15 protein-coding genes are annotated in these 19,547 nt (G+C 41.5%); 12 read left to right on the top strand and 3 right to left on the bottom strand.

Going from position 1 to position 19,547, the window contains the following annotated elements:
- Positions 1 to 33 precede the first annotated feature (33 nt).
- From NSQ62_RS19040 to NSQ62_RS19015, 6 genes are all read left to right on the top strand, one after another.
- Positions 34 to 1,875, top strand: a complete 1,842-nt coding sequence (locus tag NSQ62_RS19040) for a bifunctional homocysteine S-methyltransferase/methylenetetrahydrofolate reductase (protein WP_341321636.1) — start codon at positions 34 to 36, stop codon at positions 1,873 to 1,875.
- On the top strand, positions 1,868 to 5,299 hold the full coding sequence (metH, locus tag NSQ62_RS19035) for a methionine synthase (protein WP_341321635.1): 3,432 nt from the start codon (positions 1,868 to 1,870) through the stop codon (positions 5,297 to 5,299). The genes NSQ62_RS19040 and metH overlap by 8 nt, the downstream gene beginning before the upstream one ends.
- A 59-nt stretch (positions 5,300 to 5,358) precedes the next feature.
- The gene (locus tag NSQ62_RS19030) at positions 5,359 to 5,871 is read left to right on the top strand and encodes an N-acetyltransferase family protein (protein WP_341321634.1); all 513 of its coding nucleotides are present in this window, start codon (positions 5,359 to 5,361) and stop codon (positions 5,869 to 5,871) included.
- A 128-nt stretch (positions 5,872 to 5,999) separates the two neighbouring features.
- Positions 6,000 to 7,034, top strand: a complete 1,035-nt coding sequence (locus NSQ62_RS19025; RefSeq protein ID WP_341321633.1) for a fatty acid desaturase — start codon at positions 6,000 to 6,002, stop codon at positions 7,032 to 7,034.
- A gap of 77 nt (positions 7,035 to 7,111) precedes the next feature.
- A complete protein-coding gene (locus NSQ62_RS19020; protein ID WP_341321632.1) occupies positions 7,112 to 8,248 on the top strand; it encodes a sensor histidine kinase in 1,137 nt (378 codons plus the stop codon).
- Positions 8,245 to 8,850, top strand: a complete 606-nt coding sequence (locus NSQ62_RS19015; protein ID WP_341321631.1) for a response regulator transcription factor — start codon at positions 8,245 to 8,247, stop codon at positions 8,848 to 8,850. The genes NSQ62_RS19020 and NSQ62_RS19015 overlap by 4 nt, the downstream gene beginning before the upstream one ends.
- A 44-nt stretch (positions 8,851 to 8,894) precedes the next feature.
- On the opposite strand, the gene NSQ62_RS19010 is transcribed toward NSQ62_RS19015, so the two are convergent.
- The 3 genes from NSQ62_RS19010 to NSQ62_RS19000 form a co-directional block, all read right to left on the bottom strand.
- Complete coding sequence (locus NSQ62_RS19010; protein ID WP_341321630.1) at positions 8,895 to 9,866, bottom strand: proline dehydrogenase family protein; 972 nt, start codon at positions 9,864 to 9,866, stop codon at positions 8,895 to 8,897.
- A gap of 208 nt (positions 9,867 to 10,074) precedes the next feature.
- Complete coding sequence (locus NSQ62_RS19005) at positions 10,075 to 11,382, bottom strand: ammonium transporter (protein ID WP_341323979.1); 1,308 nt, start codon at positions 11,380 to 11,382, stop codon at positions 10,075 to 10,077.
- A 31-nt stretch (positions 11,383 to 11,413) separates the two neighbouring features.
- Positions 11,414 to 11,755: a P-II family nitrogen regulator gene (locus tag NSQ62_RS19000; RefSeq protein WP_341321629.1), complete on the bottom strand. Its 342-nt coding sequence runs from the start codon at positions 11,753 to 11,755 to the stop codon at positions 11,414 to 11,416.
- A gap of 389 nt (positions 11,756 to 12,144) precedes the next feature.
- On the opposite strand from NSQ62_RS19000, the gene NSQ62_RS18995 reads away from it, so the two are divergent.
- The 6 genes from NSQ62_RS18995 to NSQ62_RS18970 all read left to right on the top strand — a co-directional run bounded on the left by NSQ62_RS18995 (position 12,145) and on the right by NSQ62_RS18970 (position 19,533).
- The gene (locus tag NSQ62_RS18995; RefSeq protein ID WP_341321628.1) at positions 12,145 to 13,614 is read left to right on the top strand and encodes a nicotinate phosphoribosyltransferase; all 1,470 of its coding nucleotides are present in this window, start codon (positions 12,145 to 12,147) and stop codon (positions 13,612 to 13,614) included.
- A gap of 12 nt (positions 13,615 to 13,626) precedes the next feature.
- Entirely contained in the window at positions 13,627 to 14,451 is an 825-nt protein-coding gene (gene nadE, locus NSQ62_RS18990; protein WP_341321627.1) for an ammonia-dependent NAD(+) synthetase, read from the top strand.
- A 324-nt stretch (positions 14,452 to 14,775) separates the two neighbouring features.
- Positions 14,776 to 15,114 carry a hypothetical protein gene (locus NSQ62_RS18985; RefSeq protein ID WP_341321626.1) on the top strand — a complete coding sequence of 113 codons (339 nt, stop codon included), beginning with the start codon at positions 14,776 to 14,778 and terminating at the stop codon, positions 15,112 to 15,114.
- Between the two features lie 161 nt (positions 15,115 to 15,275).
- Positions 15,276 to 16,220, top strand: coding sequence for a MoxR family ATPase (locus NSQ62_RS18980; RefSeq protein ID WP_341321625.1), 945 nt, complete (start codon positions 15,276 to 15,278; stop codon positions 16,218 to 16,220).
- Positions 16,217 to 17,395 (top strand): DUF58 domain-containing protein, encoded by a 1,179-nt coding sequence (locus tag NSQ62_RS18975; RefSeq protein ID WP_341321624.1) that lies wholly within the window; start codon positions 16,217 to 16,219, stop codon positions 17,393 to 17,395. The genes NSQ62_RS18980 and NSQ62_RS18975 overlap by 4 nt, the downstream gene beginning before the upstream one ends.
- Positions 17,392 to 19,533, top strand: coding sequence for a transglutaminaseTgpA domain-containing protein (locus tag NSQ62_RS18970; protein WP_341321623.1), 2,142 nt, complete (start codon positions 17,392 to 17,394; stop codon positions 19,531 to 19,533). Before NSQ62_RS18975 ends, NSQ62_RS18970 begins: the two co-directional genes overlap by 4 nt.
- Positions 19,534 to 19,547 lie beyond the last annotated feature (14 nt).

The following is a 19,547-nucleotide window of genomic DNA, read 5'->3' as shown; positions in this document are numbered from 1 at the left end:
ACTGAAAATACTGTGAATAATGGAGTGAAGGCGATGGGTTTACTACAAGATTTAAAAACAAAGGTATTAACGGCAGACGGTGCGATTGGCACATTATTATATTCGTATGGACTGGATTATTGTCATGAGGAAATGAATGTGGCACGTCCGGAAATTATTGAAAAAATTCACGGAGAGTATATCGCTGCGGGTGCAGATATTATTCAAACGAATACATATGGAGCAAATGCTATTAAGCTCGCACGCTACGGCTATGAGGGACGTGTGCAGGAATTTAACGAAGCGGCACTGAAAATCGCGAAGCGCGCAGCAGCGGGTGGCCAGTACGTACTTGCAACAATTGGCGGGATTCGCGGCATTCGTAAAAGCGATGCCACACTAGAGGAAATTTTAGTGGCATTTAAAGAGCAAGCGGAGGTACTACTTGCCGGTGAGCCAGACGGATTTTTACTTGAAACGTATTATGATTTTGAAGAATTAGCGCAGAGTGTACAACTACTGCGTACATTAACGGATTTACCGATTATCGCGCAAGTAACGATGCAAGAAGCAGGCGTACTACAAAACGGGATGTCGCTAAATGAAGCGTTACACGATCTACAACGTTTAGGAGCGGATATTGTAGGTAGCAACTGTCGACTAGGGCCATTCCATACGATTCAAGCGTTTGAAGGAGTAAGTCTACCGGAAACGGCATATTTATCGGCTTATCCGAATGCCTCACTTTTAGATGTAGAAGACGGCCGCGTTGTGTATGAATCGGAAACGGACTATTTTGCACGTGCCGCAGAAGAGTTAGTGAACCAAGGCGTGCGTTTAATTGGTGGGTGCTGCGGGACAACGCCAAAGCATATCGCAGCAGCGAAAAAACGTTTAGCCAAGCTTTCGCCAATTGAAGAGAAGGCAGAAACAAAGGGACGTACGGAATTTGTCCGCGTGGCAGAACCGCGTAAACATGAACCACTGCACGAAAAAGCAAAGCGCGAGCGTTCGGTAATTGTTGAACTCGACACACCGCGTCACTTAGAAATTGATGGCTTTGTGGAGGGTGCGAAAAAGCTAGCAGAGGCGGGCGCGGATGTTGTGATGATGGCAGATAATTCATTAGCCTCACCTCGTATTAGTAATATCGCGATGGCGGCGATTTTAAAGGAGTACGGCATTCGCTCACTGCCACATTTAACTTGCCGTGACCGTAACTTAATTGGCTTACAGTCTCATTTAATGGGGCTGGATGCACTAGAGCTACATGACATTTTAGTTGTCACAGGAGACCCAACAAAGGTTGGCGATTTCCCAGGGGCAACGAGTGTGTATGATGTGTCGTCAATGGAGTTAATTTCACTCATTAAGCAATTAAATGAAGGTGGCTCGTTTACCGGGAAGTCACTACGTAAACAGGCGAACTTCTCTGTAGCAGCAGCTTTTAACCCAAACGTGCGTGTGTTAGATCGCGCAGTGCAGCGTTTAGAAAAGAAAATTGAGCATGGCGCGGATTACTTCATCTCGCAGCCGGTATATACAAAGGAAAAAATTGTAGAAATTTACGAAGCAACTAAGCATCTAGAAACGCCTATTTATATCGGCATTATGCCACTAACTTCATCACGCAGTGCCGAGTTTTTACACCATGAAGTGCCAGGCATTAAACTATCTGATGAAGTATTAGCACGCATGGCAGCATGTGGGGACGATAAAGAGGCAGCAACACAAGAAGGCTTAGCAATCGCGCAAGAATTACTAGATACAGCATGTCAGTATTTCAACGGTATTTACTTAATTACACCGTTTTTACGATACGATATGACATTACAATTAATGGATTATGTAAAACAGTATGACGCGAAACATAAAGGAGAAAAAACAAATGTTTAATCACCCAATTCATGAGCAATTACAAAAACGAATTTTAGTCATCGATGGTGCCATGGGGACGATGCTACAGGCTGAAAATTTAACGTACGAAGATTTCGGCGGCGAGGACTTAGATGGCTGTAACGAAAACCTTGTACTGACACGTCCTGATGTACTAAAAAAAATTCATCGTGCCTATTTAGAAGCGGGCGCAGATATTATTTGTACCAATACATTTGGTGGAACGCCGCTTGTATTAAATGAGTATGATTTAGGACATAAAGCGGATGCAATCAATACAGGTGCTGTCAAAATCGCATTAGATGCGGCACGTGAATTTTCAACACCAGAATGGCCACGCTTTGTTGCAGGAGCAATGGGGCCAACGACGAAAACTCTATCGGTAACAGGCGGTATTTCGTTTGAGGAGCTAGAGGAAAACTTCTACCAACAGGCAAAGGCGTTAATCGAAGCGGGCGCGGACTTAATCTTATTAGAAACGTCACAAGATATGTTAAACGTTAAGGCTGGAACGATTGCGGTACACCGCGCATTTACAGAGTTAGGTAAAGAAATTCCGGTGATGATTTCAGGAACAATCGAGCCGATGGGGACAACATTAGCCGGGCAATCGATTGAAGCCTTTTACATTTCGATTGAACATATCAAGCCATTATCAGTAGGGTTAAACTGTGCGACAGGTCCAGAATTTATGACCGATCACCTGCGTTCATTAGCGGAGCTTTCGACGGGTTATATTAGCTGTTATCCAAATGCGGGATTACCAGATGAAGAGGGCTGCTACCATGAGACGCCGGATTCGTTATCAAAAAAACTACAAGGCTTCGCTGAAAAGGGCTGGTTAAATATTGTGGGCGGCTGCTGTGGGACAACGCCAGCACATATCGCAGCCATTCGCGCGGCAGTTGACGGCTATGCGCCGCGTCAGCCAAAAGAGGCGACGCACGGTCACGTTCTCTCAGGGATTGAACCTTTACAATACGATGATTCGATGCGCCCATTATTTATTGGAGAGCGTACAAACGTTATCGGTTCACGTAAATTTAAAAACTTAATCATCGAGGGGAAATTCGAAGAGGCGGCTGAAATTGCGCGTGCCCAAGTGAAAAATGGGGCGCATGTCATTGATATTTGCTTAGCAAACCCAGACCGTGATGAAGTGGAAGATATGAAAAACTTCATGCAAGAAGTCGTGAAAAAAGTGAAGGTGCCGCTTGTAATCGATTCAACAGACGAAAAGGTTATGGAAGAAGCACTTAAGTTTTCACAAGGGAAGGCAATCATTAACTCGATTAACTTAGAGGACGGTGAAGAGCGCTTTGACGCGGTGATGCCACTCGTCAAAAAGTACGGTGCCGCACTTGTTGTAGGTACAATTGATGAAATCGGGATGGCCGTTACACGTGAGAAAAAACTTGAGGTGGCCCAACGCTCGTTTAAATTACTAACAGAAAAATGGGGCATGTCACCAGGGGATATTATTTTTGATCCATTAATGTTCCCAGTTGGTACAGGCGATGAGCAATATATCGGAGCAGCTGAAGAAACAATCGAAGGGATTCGTCTCATTAAAGAACACTTACCAGGGTGTTTAACCGTGCTTGGCGTAAGTAACGTGTCATTCGGTTTACCGCCAGTTGGTCGTGAAGTGTTAAATGCGGTGTATTTATACCACTGTACACAAGCAGGCCTTGATTATGCGATTGTGAATACCGAAAAGCTAGAGCGTTACGCGTCAATTCCTGAGCAGGAAATTAAGCTTGCGAATGACTTAATTTTTAATACGAATGATGAAACATTAGCAGTATTTACCGACTTTTACCGTGGTAAAAAGAAAGATGCGGTCGTAAAAGAATTACCAGCAACGGTTGAAGAACGTTTAGCTTACTATATTTTAGAAGGTACAAAAGAAGGGTTAATTGAAGATTTAGATTTAGCACGTCAAATCTTTGAGACGCCACTTGAAATTATTAATGGACCACTGATGGCCGGGATGGCAGAGGTTGGTCGTTTATTCAACGCTAATCAGTTAATCGTAGCCGAAGTACTTCAAAGTGCGGGCGTTATGAAAGCAGCCGTTGCACATTTAGAGAAATTTATGGAAAAAGGCGATACATCAGCAAATAAGGGAACGATGGTGCTTGCGACTGTAAAAGGTGATGTGCATGATATTGGTAAAAACTTAGTCGATATTATTTTAAGCAATAACGGCTTCCGTGTAATTGATTTAGGGATTAAAGTGACACCAGCGCAACTTATCGAAGCGATTCGCAAAGAAAAGCCAGATTTTGTTGGGTTATCGGGCTTACTTGTAAAATCGGCACAGCAAATGGTCATTACCGCGCAGGACTTTAAGGATGCGGGCATTGATATTCCAATTTTAGTAGGGGGTGCGGCCTTATCGCGTCGCTTTACTGAAACGAAAATTGCTGATCAATATGATGGTCCTGTTATTTACTCAAAAGATGCGATGCAAGGCTTAGAACAGGCCAATCGTTTAATGAATAAAGACGAGCGGGAGCTATTAATCGCCGAATTAAAGGAATCACGCGAACAGCGTTTAGAGGCAGATGCCAAACGCGCGGCACGCCCAGTCGTTGAAGTTACGGAAAAACCTGTGCGAACAGTGAGTGATGCATCGGTGCTGACGCCAAAAGATTTAGTGCCGCATGTGAAGCCGGATTATTCTGTTGCGCATTTACATCCTTACGTCAATATGCGTACTTTAATCGGCCATCATTTAGGCTTAAAGGGCAATTTACAGCAGCTACTCGCAGATCAAGATGAACGTGCGGTGTTATTGACGGACTTAGTGAATGGCTATTTAACAAGCGGTGAGTTACAAGCTTCGGGGATGTATCAATTTTATCCTGCACAATCGGACGGCGATGATGTTGTCATTTATAGCCCAGAAGATGCGAAAACTGAAATTCAGCGCTTCACCTTCCCACGTCAGCAAACGGCACCATTCTTATGCTTAGCGGATTATTTGAAGCCGGTAGCAAGCGGAGAAATGGATTATGTCGCATTAATGGTTGTAACAGCTGGTAAAGGGGTTAGTAAAAAAGCTAGCGAGTTAAAAGAAGCTGGTAAGTTTTTAGAAAGCCATGCCCTGCAATCAACAGCACTAGAGCTTGCAGAGGGCTTTGCAGAGCGTATTCACCAAGAAATTCGCGACCATTGGGGCTTCCCTGATGCGACCGATTTTACAATGCGTGATCGCTTCGCTGCGAAATACCAAGGACAGCGCTTCAGCTTTGGCTACCCAGCGTGTCCGAATTTAGAAGACCAAGAAAAATTATTTGCTGTACTGAAGCCTGAACAAATTGGTGTACAATTAACAGAAGGCTTTATGATGGAACCAGAAGCAAGTGTATCGGCGATTGTGTTCGCACATCCAGATGCACGCTACTTTAACGTATAACATCTTAGCCGCCTTATGTTACATAGGGCGGTTTTGTAAATTTGGAGGGGGACGAAAAAATGATCCGACAAGCAACAGCAGCAGATGTACCAGCCATTTTAGAAATTTTTAACGACAACATTTTGCATTCAACGGCGATTTATATGTACAAAGAACAAACATTAGACCAACGTATGCAGTGGTTTGACAGCAAGCAAAAGAACCGGGAGCCGTTATTTGTTTTTGATATCGACGGTGAGGTAGCAGGCTACGCGACATACGGGGCTTTCCGTGCCTATCCAGCTTATCAATACACCGTAGAGCATTCGGTGTATGTTCATAAAAATCACTATAAAAAAGGCATTGCGACAAAGCTCATGCACGTTTTAATTGACCATGCGAAAGCGCAGGATGTGAAAACAATGGTTGCGGGTATTGATAAAGAAAACGCAGCGAGTATGATCATTCACGAGAAATTAGGGTTTACATATAGTGGCACAATTCGTAATGCGGGGTATAAATTTGGGCGTTGGTTAGATTTGGTATTTTATCAACTTGACTTAAAAGGACCTGAAAATCCGCGTGAAAATTAATAAAATGATAGATTAATACCTGGTCATATGACAGATGTCATAAAAAAATAATGATGTTTGCGCGTATTGTCATTTGCTCAATTTTTATAAGATGGTGTTAATAAAGATTGAGGAAAGAGGGATTCACAATGGCTAAAACAGATGCAGAAAAAACGAAGCAGCTACGAAAAGATGTGGCGCCGTTTGCAAAATCTGAAACACGAGTTAGTATTCAGCAATTATTAAATACCCTAGTACCACTCTTAGTGATTTGGGTAGCTGGTTACGTATTATTACAATACTCACCTTGGTATACGGCGATTTGTAGTATCGTTGCTTCAGGTTTTGTTGTTCGTGCGTTTATCATTTTCCATGACTGTACACACGGTTCATTTTTTAAGAGTAAAAAGGCAAATGACATCATCGGTAATATTACAGGCCTTTTAACGTCATTCCCATACGAAAAATGGAAACGTGAGCATACGATTCACCATGCGACAAGCGCGAACTTAGACAAGCGTGGTATTGGTGATATCGACATGTTAACAGTAGATGAATACCTTGAAAAAACAAAAATGGGTCGCTTAGGCTACCGTTTCTATCGTAATCCATTCGTGTTATTTGGCTTAGGGCCATTATTTATGGTACTTGTATTAAATCGCATAAATCGTAAAGATGCGAAGCGTAAAGAGCGCATGAATACGTACTATACGAACATCGCGTTATTAGCAATCTGTACGACACTGATTTGGGTGTTTGGTTTGTCTACGTTCTTACTAGTACACGGTTTAACATTATTTATCGCAGGCTCGTTAGGCATTTGGTTGTTCTACATCCAACACACATATGAAGATTCATACTTCGAAGTAGATGAGAAGTGGGATTATGTGAAAGCGGCAGTAGAAGGAAGCTCATACTACAAGCTACCGAAGTTATTACAATGGGTAACAGGCAACATCGGCTTCCACCATGTGCATCACCTATCACCACGTATTCCAAACTATAAATTAGAGGATGCGCACGAAACAGTGAAGCCGCTTCAACAAGCAACAACGATTACCATCAAAAAAAGCTTAGAATCAATTCGTTATAAATTATACGATCCAGAAAACTATCGTTTCGTGACATTTAAAGAAGCAGCAGAGCGTGAATCCATGCGCGATAAACAGTTCGCAACGAAATAGCAACAAAACAGGCGCCTCAGCCATGCGAGAGGCGCCTATTTTGATATAATAGGAACAAAAAGAGAATCGAGGCTGTTATGCAAACTTGGTATAGTATCATCCCGAAAAGTCCGATGTTGAGTATTTATATATGGATCATCTTTTGTATCATGCCATTTTTCTTCATCATTCAATCGTTTACATTGTGGCAAATTATCGTAGGGATTGTCATCATTTTAGGTTACTTCTTATGCCACTTCTTTTCATTTAGTGCGAGTAACGGACTAAAGTATATGTGGATTAGCTTCCAAATGGTGCTTAATATTTTAATGACACTGATCTTTGGTTATGTGTATTTATCGCTCTTTACCGCGTTTTTCATCGGTAATATTAAGCAAGCAGTTGGTTTTTACATTATGTACGGATTACATATTGGCTTTACGGTCTTGTCGATTGTCGGGGGCTACTTTATATTCCTCGATTTATTCATTTCGCAAACGCCGTTTATCATTATCAATATGCTTGGAGTGGTGTTACTACCGTTTACGTTGTATTCAAGAACGAAGCGTGAAAACTTAGAAGGTGAACTGGAAACAGCACGTGAACGCATTTCAGAGTTGACGGTATTTGAAGAGCGCCAACGTATTGCGCGTGATTTGCATGATACATTAGGGCAAAAATTATCGATGATCGGCTTGAAAAGTGATTTAGCGATGCGCTTGATCGAAAAAAATCCGCAGCTGGCCGTAGTTGAAATTAAAGACATTCGTCAGACCGCAAGTATCGCGCTAAAAGAAGTTCGTGAACTCGTAGCAGATATGCGCGCGGTGCGAATCGAAGAAGAGCTATACCGCGTAGAGCAAATTTTAAAGGCCGCGCAAATTAAATTAAAATTAAACGGTGATACCGCAGAAATTAAAATGCCCACGCTTGCAGAAAACGTGATTAGTATGTGTTTAAAAGAAGCGGTTACCAATATTGTGAAGCATAGTAAAGCGTCACTTTGTCGAATTACCTTCTATCAAAGTGACGACGAATTTCAAATGATGATTCAAGATAACGGGATTGGCTTTGAACGCGCCAACGAGTTAACTGGTGGTAACGGTTTAAAGGGGATGTATGAGCGCATTGAGTTTTTAAATGGCGCGCTAGAAATTGACAGTAGTGATGGAACGACGGTGACATTAAGGGTTCCGTTAGCCATAACCCATCAAAAAGGAGAGAAACAGGCATGATTCGAATTGTCATTGCAGAAGACCAGGGGATGCTTCTTGGTGCGATGAAATCACTTCTAAGTATGGAAGAAGATATTGAAGTAGTAGGATTAGCAAAAAACGGTGAGGAAGCAATTGACTTAGTGAATGAGCTTCAGCCGGATATTTGCATTATGGATATAGAAATGCCAGTAAAAACAGGACTAGATGCAGCAGAGGCATTACGCGGCGGTGAGTGTAAAATCATTATTTTAACGACATTTGCGCGTCCTGGTTACTTTGAACGTGCGCGTAAAGCAGGGGTGCGTGGATATTTACTGAAGGATAATCCGATTGAAGAACTTGTTAATTCAATCCGTATCATTATGGATGGACGTCGTATTTACGCACCAGAGCTTGTGGACTTTGTCTATGAAGATGATAGCGAAAATCCGTTAACTGAGCGTGAAAGCCAAGTACTTGAGCTTGTGGCCGAAGGGAAAACGACGAAGGAAATTGCGGCGGAACTGTTTTTATCAGCAGGGACGGTCCGTAATTACATTTCAACGATTTTAGATAAGCTTGGCGTCGGTAACCGCATTGAAGCGATAGCGCGCTTTAAAGAAAAAGGCTGGAATAAGTAAAACAGGCATCGTTTACTAAACAAAGGTAAACGATGCCTGTTTTTTTATTTGCGTTTTGTTAAACGACCAAGGATAAATGCACCGGCTGCAACAGCAAGTACGGTATTTGTTTTTTTGTTAAACACTTGATTTGTTACAAGGTTAATATTTTGTGGACGCTCAGCTAAACGTTGCATGAAGTAGCTGTACCACTGTTCACCGTATGGTACGTATACGCACACATTGTAGCCCTCCTGTGCAAGCTCAAGCTGTAAGTCTTTGCGGAAGCCGTAAAGCATTTGGAACTCGAATTTGTCTTTTGGAATCTTGTGTTCTTCAACAAAGTATTTCACATGCTTAATGATATTATGATCATGTGTCGCAATTGATGTGAAGTTCCCGTGTGCTAAATGGTATTCAATAAGCTCAATGAAATTAATATCGATATCTAACTTATCCTGATAGGCAATTTCTTCTGTTTCTTTATAAGCCCCTTTTACAATGCGTAAGCGGCTATCTTTAAGGTTTTCAATATCGTCTTTTGTGCGGTGTAAGTTAGCCTGGATAACCGTACCAACATTTTTGAATGATTTTTGTAGCTCTTCTAACATATCGAATGTTAGTTGTAGGCTTGAGCTATCCTCCATATCAAAATTCACGAAAATCCCGTATTCATTCGCGCATTCAACGATTTCGCGTAAGTTGTCGTAGCAAAAATCAATGTCGATGTCTAAACCAAGCTGTGATGGTTTTAATGAAATGTGTGCGTTTAATTCCTCGGCGTGAATTGCTTCGATTAATGCTAAAATTCCCTCTTTTGCTTTTGTTGCGACCGCTTCTTCGGTTACGAATTCGCCTAAACGATCAATCGTACAAGTGATGCCTTGCTCGTTTAAGGCGCGGACACACTCGATTGCCTCCTGTAAGTTTGTACCAGCTACTACATGCTGGCCACCCAGTTTGAAGCCGTAATTTTGCGCGGCTTCGCTAAGTGCTTCGTTTTCTGCTAATGAATTGAAAAGATTACGTAATGCCATGAAAACAACTCCTTTTAATAGTTCCTATATTTAGGATACGTTTTTCCGAGAATAATTGCAAAATAAGAAAAGCATGCTCAAATTGGGGGTTTGAACATGCTTTTCTTGCTTATATTTTGAAAGAATGATTCGAGAGTGTGTAAGGGAGCACACTCCGCGCCTTTATGCTTTAGGGGAAGCAAAAGGAATTCGGGAACCTAAAGGAAGTTTACACACGTTTTTCTTGTACATTTGAATTGCTTTGCGGTTTACCTAAATTTGTTAAGCGTTGTGCAAAGCTATCGTTTGATCTTGTTACACCTTTAAATGTGTCTTGCATTTCGTATGCATAAGCACCGTGTTCTGCAATATCTAAGCCTTTGATTTCTTCTTCGCTTGTTACACGTAATGGAATGAATGCTTTAATAATGAATACTGAGATTGCGACTGTACCAGCAGTCCAAGCAATAATTGCTGCAACACCTAAAGCTTGAACACCAAGTAATGTAGCGCCGCCACCATATAATAAGCCGCCACCTGTAATATCGAATAAACCAACCGCTAATGTACCCCAGATACCTGCAACACCGTGAACCGCCACCGCACCTACTGGATCATCTACGCGTAATTTGTGCTCGATGAAACGTACTGCTTCTACTAAAATGATACCACCTACAAAACCTGCAGCAATTGCGCCAACGATACTTAAGTTCGCAGCACCTGCTGTAATACTTACTAAACCAGCTAATGCACCGTTTAGTGTTAAGGAACCATCGATATAGCCATAACGGATACGCGTATATAAAGCTGTAGCGATAACACCGGCTGAAGCTGCAAGGAATGTGTTTGCGATAACGCCAGGCACTGACGCTGGATCTGCCGCTAATGTAGAGGCACCGTTAAAGCCGTACCAACCTAACCATAAAATGAATACACCTAATGCTCCAAGTGGAATCGAGTGACCTGGAATAACATTGACGACACCTTTTGCGTATTTACCAACACGAGGACCAACCATTGCGGCTACAACTAATGCACCAGCTGCACCCGTTAAGTGAACAACTGTCGAACCTGCGAAATCAGTGAAGCCTAATGCTGTTAACCAGCCATCGCCTTGCCAAATCCAGTGACCAACAACTGGGTAAATCACAGCCGTCATAACTACGACTAAAGCTAAGTATGCAACAATATTTGTACGTTCAGCTACTGCACCAGAAATGATTGTGGCACATGTTGCTGCAAACATTGCTTGGAAGACGAAGAATGCGATATCGTCTACACCGTTAAGTAAGAAACCAGAAGTTCCGATAAATCCACCAGCACTATCGCCGAACATAATCGCGTAGCCCACTGCGAAGTAGACGATACCACCGATTGAGATAGTTAAAATGTTTTTCATTAAAATGTTTACTGCGTTTTTAGAGCGCGTAAAGCCTGCCTCTACCATTGCGAAGCCTGCGTGCATGAAGAACACGAAAAATGCACCGAGCATCACCCATACTAAGTTAATCGAAAGTTCTAACGCTTCGTTTGTCATCATAAGACATTCCTCCTTTTAGTGAACTGAATTAGTCAATGGCGATTGAGCCAAGTTCTTTTGTACGGATACGAATTGCTTGTTCTACAGGGTAGATGAAGATTTTACCGTCTCCAACTTCACCAGTAGAGGCTTCTCGTAATAACACATCGATAATTGCTTGAACTTTTGCGTTATCGACAACCATTTCAAGCTTTAATTTTTGTGAAAACTCCATTGAGAAAGAATTTCCGCGGAATAACCCGATACGACCTTCCTGGCGACCGGCACCTGCGATTTCAGAGATGCTTAAACCATCGATTCCTTCAAGAGCCAAACCTTCACGAACTTTAGCGAACACTTCAGGACGAATGATTGCTTCGATTTTTTTCATGCTCAACAACTCCTTATGTTATGTTATCTAACATGTTAAATTGAATTTTCAAATAAATCAATCCTTTTATGTAAGAAAAACTGACATGTAATTTCGATGGGTTTAATCGAATTGCGAGATATAGTTGATACGCCTCATGTTAAAGCGCTACCAAAAGATATTTCAAACTTTTCTTCTGAAAAAAATGATCAAAAATTGTGAAACGATGCATTTTCATGAAAGGTATGTCCACGTTTTTTCTATGTGAAATTGGGGAAAAGTAGAGGGTAAGGAAATAAGACTAGATGTTAAGAAAGGTGACATTCATTCATTAGGAACTCTAAGAGTCGAAATAATTCAAGATAGTGTATACTATGACTAATTATGTTTTTGGAAGAAGGGAACTCATTATGACAGAAAAGTATGTAGACGATAGCTTAGCTTTGCATACAGACTTGTATCAAATTAATATGGCGGAAAGTTATTGGGCTGATGGTATTCATAACCGCAAAGCAATATTTGAGCTGTATTTTAGAAAGTTACCATTCGGCAATGGCTATGCGGTATTCGCAGGATTAGAACGCATGCTAGATTATTTAAAAAACTTTAAGTTTAGTGAAACAGACATTGCATACTTACGTGATGAACTACAATATGAAGAAGATTTTATCGATTACTTGAAAACGATTCGTTTTACAGGCTCGATGTATTCAATGGTTGAAGGGGAGCTTGTTTTTGCAAACGAACCAATCGTACGCATTGAAGCACCGCTTGTAGAAGCACAATTAATTGAAACAGCACTGTTAAATATCGTGAATTACCAAACGTTAATCGCGACAAAGGCAAGTCGTATCAAGCAAGTCGTGCACGATGAAGTAGCGATGGAGTTTGGTACACGCCGTGCGCAAGAGATGGACGCAGCGATCTGGGGAGCGCGTGCAGCCGTTATTGGTGGCTTTGAATCAACATCTAACGTTCGTGCAGGTAAGCTATTTAATATTCCGGTTGCTGGTACACACGCACATGCATTAGTACAAGCGTACAAAAATGACTACGATGCATTCCATTCGTATGCAAAGCGTCATAAAGACTGCGTATTTTTAGTGGATACTTACAACACGTTAAAATCAGGCGTGCCAACAGCGATTCGAGTAGCGAAAGAGTTAGGCGATAAAATCAACTTCATCGGCATTCGTTTGGATAGCGGTGATATTGCATTTTTATCAAAGGAAGCGCGTCGCATGTTAGATGAAGCAGGCTTCCCGAATGCAAAAGTAGTCGTTTCCAATGATTTAGACGAATATACAATTTTAAACTTAAAAGCACAGGGCGCGCGTGTCGATTCGTGGGGAATCGGTACGAAGCTAATCACTGCTTATGATCAACCGGCTTTAGGTGCCGTTTATAAAATGGTATCGATTGAAAACGCAAACGGTGAAATGGAAGACACAATCAAAATTTCAGCGAACGCCGAAAAAGTAACGACACCAGGTCAAAAAAAGGTATTCCGTATTATCAATAAGAAAAATGGGAAATCTGAAGGTGACTACATTACAATGGCGGATGAAAATCCACAAGGTGAAAAACGCATTAAAATGTTCCACCCTGTGCATACATTCATCTCGAAATTTGTGACAAACTTCGAAGCCAAAGAGCTGCACCGATTAGTCATTGATCAAGGTGAAATTGTTTACGAAAATCCAGCATTAATGGACATTCGAAAGTATGCAAAAGCTAATTTAGAACTTTTATGGGATGAATACAAGCGTTCATTAAATCCGGAAGAATACCCAGTGGATTTAAGCCAAAAATGCTGGGACAACAAAATGCGTAATATTAGGGAAGTACGCGATATGGTAACAGAACTCGAACAACAATAAGGAGGGTTTGCTGTGTCGTTACAACAACAAATTATAGAAGAATTAAAGGTAGTACCAGAAATTAATGTCGAACAAGAAATTCGTCGTTCGATTGATTTTTTAAAGGACTATGCAAAAAAGCATAGCTTCTTAAAGGGTTTTGTTCTTGGTATTAGCGGTGGCCAAGATTCGACGTTAACAGGGAAGTTAACACAGCTTGCGGTCGATGAATTAAACGCAGAAGCAGACGAAGCGAAGTATTCATTTTGGGCAGTGCGCTTACCGTATGGTGTACAAGCCGATGAACAAGATTGCCAAGATGCGTTAGATTATATCGAGCCAACTAAAATTTACACGGTCAATATTAAAGAAGCGGTGGATGCGAGTGTACGTGCGTTAGCAGATGCGGGCGTTGAACTAAGCGACTTTGCGAAGGGCAACGAAAAAGCACGTGAGCGTATGAAAGTGCAGTTTTCAATTGCTGCGATGAGCAGTGCGGTTGTTTTAGGCACCGACCATGCAGCAGAAGCAATCACGGGCTTCTTCACAAAATTTGGTGACGGTGGCGCGGATTTAATGCCGATTTTCCGCTTAAATAAACGCCAAGGCCGCCAAATTTTAAAACATCTGGATTGCCCAGTGCACTTATATGAAAAAACACCAACAGCAGATCTAGAAGAAGACCGCCCATCATTACCGGACGAAACCGCACTTGGTGTGACGTATGAGCAAATTGATGATTACTTAGAAGGAAAAGCAATTCCTGATAAGGCGCGCGAAACGCTAGAAGGTCACTACAAACGCTCGATGCACAAACGCAACTTACCGATTACGGTGTTTGATGAGTTTTGGAAATAACCCATACCCAGCCACCATTTCTTATTACTAGGAGATGGTGGCTTTTCTAATAAAGTGTTGCTGTTTTGATCGGCGGGCTACGGCAAGACAGCGCTAAAGCCACGCGGCAGAACGGATTCAATTAGAAAAGTTTATTTTATTCTTTATCTTGTCACCCCCAACTATGATGGACTTTTTAATATTAATTAGGTACTTATACCTTAAATTGAAAGTCACTCCTCCAATAATGATTTGCTGTATAGCAACACATGTCTTATTTTTATTTAAAGATTTTGTGAACATGTCGATATATATACCTAAGAACACTAAAAAGGAGAAACGCTTATGAGAACCTCACGAGTAGGACCTGCATCAAGCTCGATTTATCGAAATTCAACTCGTTCCGCTTTATCGGACACCTATTTCGCTGATGCCATTAACAGTGGTATGCACGACAGTTACCGTGATCCGCGCGAGCAGTTGCAGCAAAGTAAAACAAAAAAACCAAAGCCGCAAGCGAAAACGAAAAAGCTGGTTACAAACAAAGCGCGGCTAATCGTTAAAGGAATCCAGTATAATGCGGATTCAGCGGTAACGCTAAATCAACTCTATCAATATACCGCCCAGGCAAATATGATGAATAAATACAATCGCCGTATAGTGGGCTATAAAACATCTATTTAAATCACTCGACTAACTTCTAATGTAGTCGGGTGATTTTATTTTGTTTTGGAAAATAGTTAGTATTTGGAAATAGGTCTATCTTTATCCTTGTACTCGCATTTTGTTTTCGTTATGCTTAATTTAGTGTGATAAACGAGAGATTCAGCTAAGGGGGATATACTATGAATGAACAAATCGAAAAAATTATCAGAAATATCGAAAAAGTCATGATCGGTAAGCGAGAGATTGCAGAGTTAAGCATCGTATCGTTGCTTGCGGGAGGGCATGTATTACTAGAAGATGTGCCGGGCGTAGGGAAAACGATGATGGTGCGTGCACTTTCCAAATCTTTAGGCGCGAGCTTTAAGCGCATTCAATTCACACCAGATTTACTACCTTCTGATGTGATTGGAGTGTCGGTATACAATCCGAAAACCCTACAATTTGAGTTCCGCCCAGGCCCAATTGTCGGCAATATTGTACTCGCGGATGAAATTAACCGTACATCCCCAAAAACACAGGCTGCACTATTGGAAAGTATGGAAGAAGCATCGATTACTGTTGACGGTGAGACACTGTCATTACCAAAGCCGTTCTTTGTGATGGCGACGCAAAACCCGATTGAATATGAAGGAACTTACCCACTACCTGAAGCACAATTAGACCGCTTTTTATTGAAAATCAGGATGGGTTATCCGACAAAGGAAGAAGAAATCGAAGTGTTACGCCGTGCTGAAAATTCCGTGCCGATTGATGATATTACGGCCGTTCTAACGATTGAACAGTTAATTGAATTAAAGCGACAAGTAAAAGAAGTTCATGTAGAGGACAACATTAAAGAATATATTGTGTCACTTGCTCAGCATACACGCCATCACGAAAACGTCTATTTAGGGGTGAGTCCGCGTGCATCGATTGCGTTAATGCGTGCAGCGCAAAGCTATGCCTTTATGAAGGGGCGCGATTACGTCATTCCAGATGATGTACAATATTTAGCAAAATTCGTATTTGGCCACCGCTTAATGTTAAAACCAGAGGCGCGCTATGAAGGTGTGACTGAAGAACAAGTAATCAACCGCGTGTTGCATTTCGTGAATGTGCCGGTGAAAAGGTATGTTGTGGAATGAACAAAATCAGATACTTCTTTGCGCACGGAGGTAGACTAATTACCGTACTTGTCTTGCTTGTCATTACATATTGTTATGCCATGTTCCAGGGCGGTTTTGTGAGTTGGTTTGTATTTTTCACAATTTTACCATTCTCGATTTATTCGGTTTTGTTAGCGATTGTGCCGATTCGTCTAAAAGAAGTGTCACGTACCTTATCGAGAGATGTCATTGAACGTGGGGATACAATCGAGGTAACTGTGCGCTTTAAAAATAAAAGCTGGTTTCCGCTCGTCTTTATGACAGCGAGGGAAATGTCGATGAATCGTGAGTTTTATGAAGAAATTAACGGTCATGCAACAAAGCTATTTTTAGTGGGCTGGAAGCGTGAATTTGAATGGACGTATGAATTACGCAATTTGAAACGAGGAGAACATCATTTTAAAGGCGTCGAATTTATGTGTACTGATTTTTTTGGTTGGACAATACGAAAAGTTGATGTAGTGCATCCGCAATTATTTTTAGTTTATCCGAAACTGTATGATGTAAAGCCAGAACAAATTACGATGCAGTACGATCAAGGCGCAAGCCAAACGCGTTTTTCTCTTATTAAAGATACAACGATGGCAACTGGTGTACGTGAGTATGTACCAGGGGACCGTTTTTCTTGGATTCATTGGAAATCCTTTGCGAAAAATGGGGAGCTACGTACGAAAGAATTCGAAGACCGCAATGCACAAAATACGTTTGTGCTCATTGATCGTGCAGTGCAAAAAAACTTCGAGCAAGTGGTAGAGTTTACGGCTTCGTACATTAACAAAACGATTAAAGCACGCGGGGATGTCTCGTTTTTAAGTTTGGGGACAGACCGTTATTTTGCACCAGTATTAAAAACAGATAGTCAGTTTAAAAAGGTCATGCAGCATTTTGTAACGGTGCAGCCTGATGCGCAGTTTGGTGTAGAGCGTTTGTTATTTGAAGAACAAAAAACGATGAGTCGCTCTATCGTGATTATCGTGACAGGCGAGTTGACGCCGCAGCTACAGGAAGCGCTAAACACAAGTGTAAAGAGCATGGGCAAAATTGTGTGCTTTGTTGTAAATAGTGAAGCAGAGCCAGTGCACCTAAGAAATCATAATGAGGTGCATATTATAAAAGAACCATTGAATCCGAGGTCGGAGGTGAAGTCGCTATGAAACGAAGCACATCCGAAAAAATTGAGTTAGCTGTTTTTTATATCATTATTTTCTTGATTTTGCGTGAATGGTTAGTACCGATTATGCAGCTAACGAAGACCGGCTATTTTATGCAATTTTTATTGTTTATAGCGATTTGTTTAACGATTGGTGTGTTTAGCTTACCGGTTCTACTATCGTGGCCAATTAAAGTGTTGTATATTACGTGGTTTATCACCAGTGTTTACAATGATGGTGAATTCACAACATGGCAGTTTTTATCGAATGAACTGCGCTACAATGTGGAAGTTATATTAAATGGGGACTGGATTTTAGTCAGTGATCCATTCCGAACAAGTCTTTTCTTCATTTTAATATGGATGCTGATTTACTTAATTCAGCATTGGGTGAGCGTACGTCATACGATTTATTATTTCCTTGTGCTAACGGTGTTTTTCATTGCCACGCTGGATACCTTTACGGAGTATGACGGGAAACTCGCAATTATTAAAGTTATGATTTTAGGACTAGTGTTAACATCGCTATTATTTATTAAAAGGTTAATGCAATCGGCTAATATGCAAAAGGATTGGACGAGTTATTTCATTTACGCGACACCAATTATTTTGTTTGTCACGATTGCGGGGCTTACCGCCGCATATTTACCAAAGGCGGAACCACAATGGCCGGACCCAGTACCTTATATGAAGGGGATGGTTGGGCTAGGTGGTTCATCGAGTCAAACCGTTGCTACAGTTGGCTACGGGGAAAATGATGAAAGCTTAGGTGGGCCGTTTGTTGGCGATAATACGGTTGTTTACGAAATTGAAACACCGATTCGTCAATATTGGCGTGTAGAAACGAAGGACTACTATACGTCAAAGGGGTGGGTTCATACAGGTGGCCGTGATGTGCTGTCAGATTTACAATTTTCACACCCAATTGAATTTTCGGTAATGCCAGGAGAAACAGAGCCACAAACGGTTGAAGTCCATTCGATGGGAGACTATAACTTTTTACTTCAAGCATACGGAACAACGAGCTATTCAACGAATGATCCAACGAATCTGCTTAGGTTTAATCATACAAACGAAAAATTAAACTTGCTGTCAAATCGGGAAATCGTAAAGCCGACTGTGTATGAAATGACCTTCCAGCAGCCGGAATATAGCTTTACGGCGTTAAAAGAAACGTTGTCATCAACGGGGTCAGACCCTCGCTACTTGCAACTTCCAGACGAATTGCCACAGCGTGTTATTGATTTAGCGCATGAAATTACAGATGGTCATGCCAGCATTTATAATAAGGCGCGAGCGATTGAAAATTACTTCGCACGTAGTGGCTACAAGTATGAAACGACGAATGTAGCCGTACCGAAAGCGGATGAGGATTACGTCGATCAATTTTTATTTGAAACCAAACTTGGTTACTGTGATAACTTTTCGACTTCCATGGTCGTAATGTTGCGTGCTGTTGGCATTCAAGCGCGCTGGGTGAAAGGCTTTTCAGCAGGAGAGCGTGTTGCTTCGAATGCTGACCTGACAACATACCAGGTAACAAATAATGATGCGCACTCATGGGTTGAGGCGTATATTGATGGGGTTGGCTGGATGCCGTTTGAGCCGACAGTTGGCTTTAGCAACCCAGTAAATATTGATTATGATGTAGAAAGTACTCAAGAAGAGCAACTACCGGAAATGGAAACACCAGAAGTCGAGCGACCAGAGCCAGAAGAGCAAGATACCGTAACGGGTGGTGCTACAAAAGCGAGCTCGATTGATTTTACGAAATACAAATGGGTGTTTTATGTGCTTGGTGGTATACTTCTTTTAGCAGCAATCATCGCATGGCGTAAGCGTGGTAAATGGCAACCAAAACTCGTTGTGCAAATGAACCGAGCGAAATTAAACAATCCAAATAATTTCGAGGATGCGTATTTCATTTTACTGAAACAACTAGAACGAATTTATTTAAAACGTGGATCGCATGAGACGTTACAGCAGTTCGCAAAACGTGTTGACCATGATCTTGAGACAACGAAAATGAGTGAGTTAACTTACGTTTATGAGCAATATATTTACGCGGGCAAATCAAAGGAATTTGATGTGGCTAAAATGAAAGAAAGTTGGGAATATTTAATCAATCGCACTAGCAGTTGATTTTAGGGATAGTA

The organism is Solibacillus sp. FSL H8-0523 (assembly GCF_038051985.1).
Lineage (GTDB): Bacteria > Bacillota > Bacilli > Bacillales_A > Planococcaceae > Solibacillus.
This window is presented reverse-complemented; position numbering and strand designations above follow the sequence as displayed.

What these genes read in the sequence shown, in the direction of transcription:
- NSQ62_RS19040 (WP_341321636.1), top strand. Translation starts at nt 34, where the DNA reads ATGGGTTTACTACAAGATTTAAAAACAAAGGTATTAACGGCAGACGGT.
- metH (WP_341321635.1), top strand. Translation starts at nt 1,868, where the DNA reads ATGTTTAATCACCCAATTCATGAGCAATTACAAAAACGAATTTTAGTC.
- NSQ62_RS19030 (WP_341321634.1), top strand. Translation starts at nt 5,359, where the DNA reads ATGATCCGACAAGCAACAGCAGCAGATGTACCAGCCATTTTAGAAATT.
- NSQ62_RS19025 (WP_341321633.1), top strand. Translation starts at nt 6,000, where the DNA reads ATGGCTAAAACAGATGCAGAAAAAACGAAGCAGCTACGAAAAGATGTG.
- NSQ62_RS19020 (WP_341321632.1), top strand. Translation starts at nt 7,112, where the DNA reads ATGCAAACTTGGTATAGTATCATCCCGAAAAGTCCGATGTTGAGTATT.
- NSQ62_RS19015 (WP_341321631.1), top strand. Translation starts at nt 8,245, where the DNA reads ATGATTCGAATTGTCATTGCAGAAGACCAGGGGATGCTTCTTGGTGCG.
- NSQ62_RS19010 (WP_341321630.1), bottom strand. Translation starts at nt 9,866, where the DNA reads ATGGCATTACGTAATCTTTTCAATTCATTAGCAGAAAACGAAGCACTT.
- NSQ62_RS19005 (WP_341323979.1), bottom strand. Translation starts at nt 11,382, where the DNA reads ATGACAAACGAAGCGTTAGAACTTTCGATTAACTTAGTATGGGTGATG.
- NSQ62_RS19000 (WP_341321629.1), bottom strand. Translation starts at nt 11,755, where the DNA reads ATGAAAAAAATCGAAGCAATCATTCGTCCTGAAGTGTTCGCTAAAGTT.
- NSQ62_RS18995 (WP_341321628.1), top strand. Translation starts at nt 12,145, where the DNA reads ATGACAGAAAAGTATGTAGACGATAGCTTAGCTTTGCATACAGACTTG.
- NSQ62_RS18985 (WP_341321626.1), top strand. Translation starts at nt 14,776, where the DNA reads ATGAGAACCTCACGAGTAGGACCTGCATCAAGCTCGATTTATCGAAAT.
- NSQ62_RS18980 (WP_341321625.1), top strand. Translation starts at nt 15,276, where the DNA reads ATGAATGAACAAATCGAAAAAATTATCAGAAATATCGAAAAAGTCATG.
- NSQ62_RS18975 (WP_341321624.1), top strand. Translation starts at nt 16,217, where the DNA reads ATGAACAAAATCAGATACTTCTTTGCGCACGGAGGTAGACTAATTACC.
- NSQ62_RS18970 (WP_341321623.1), top strand. Translation starts at nt 17,392, where the DNA reads ATGAAACGAAGCACATCCGAAAAAATTGAGTTAGCTGTTTTTTATATC.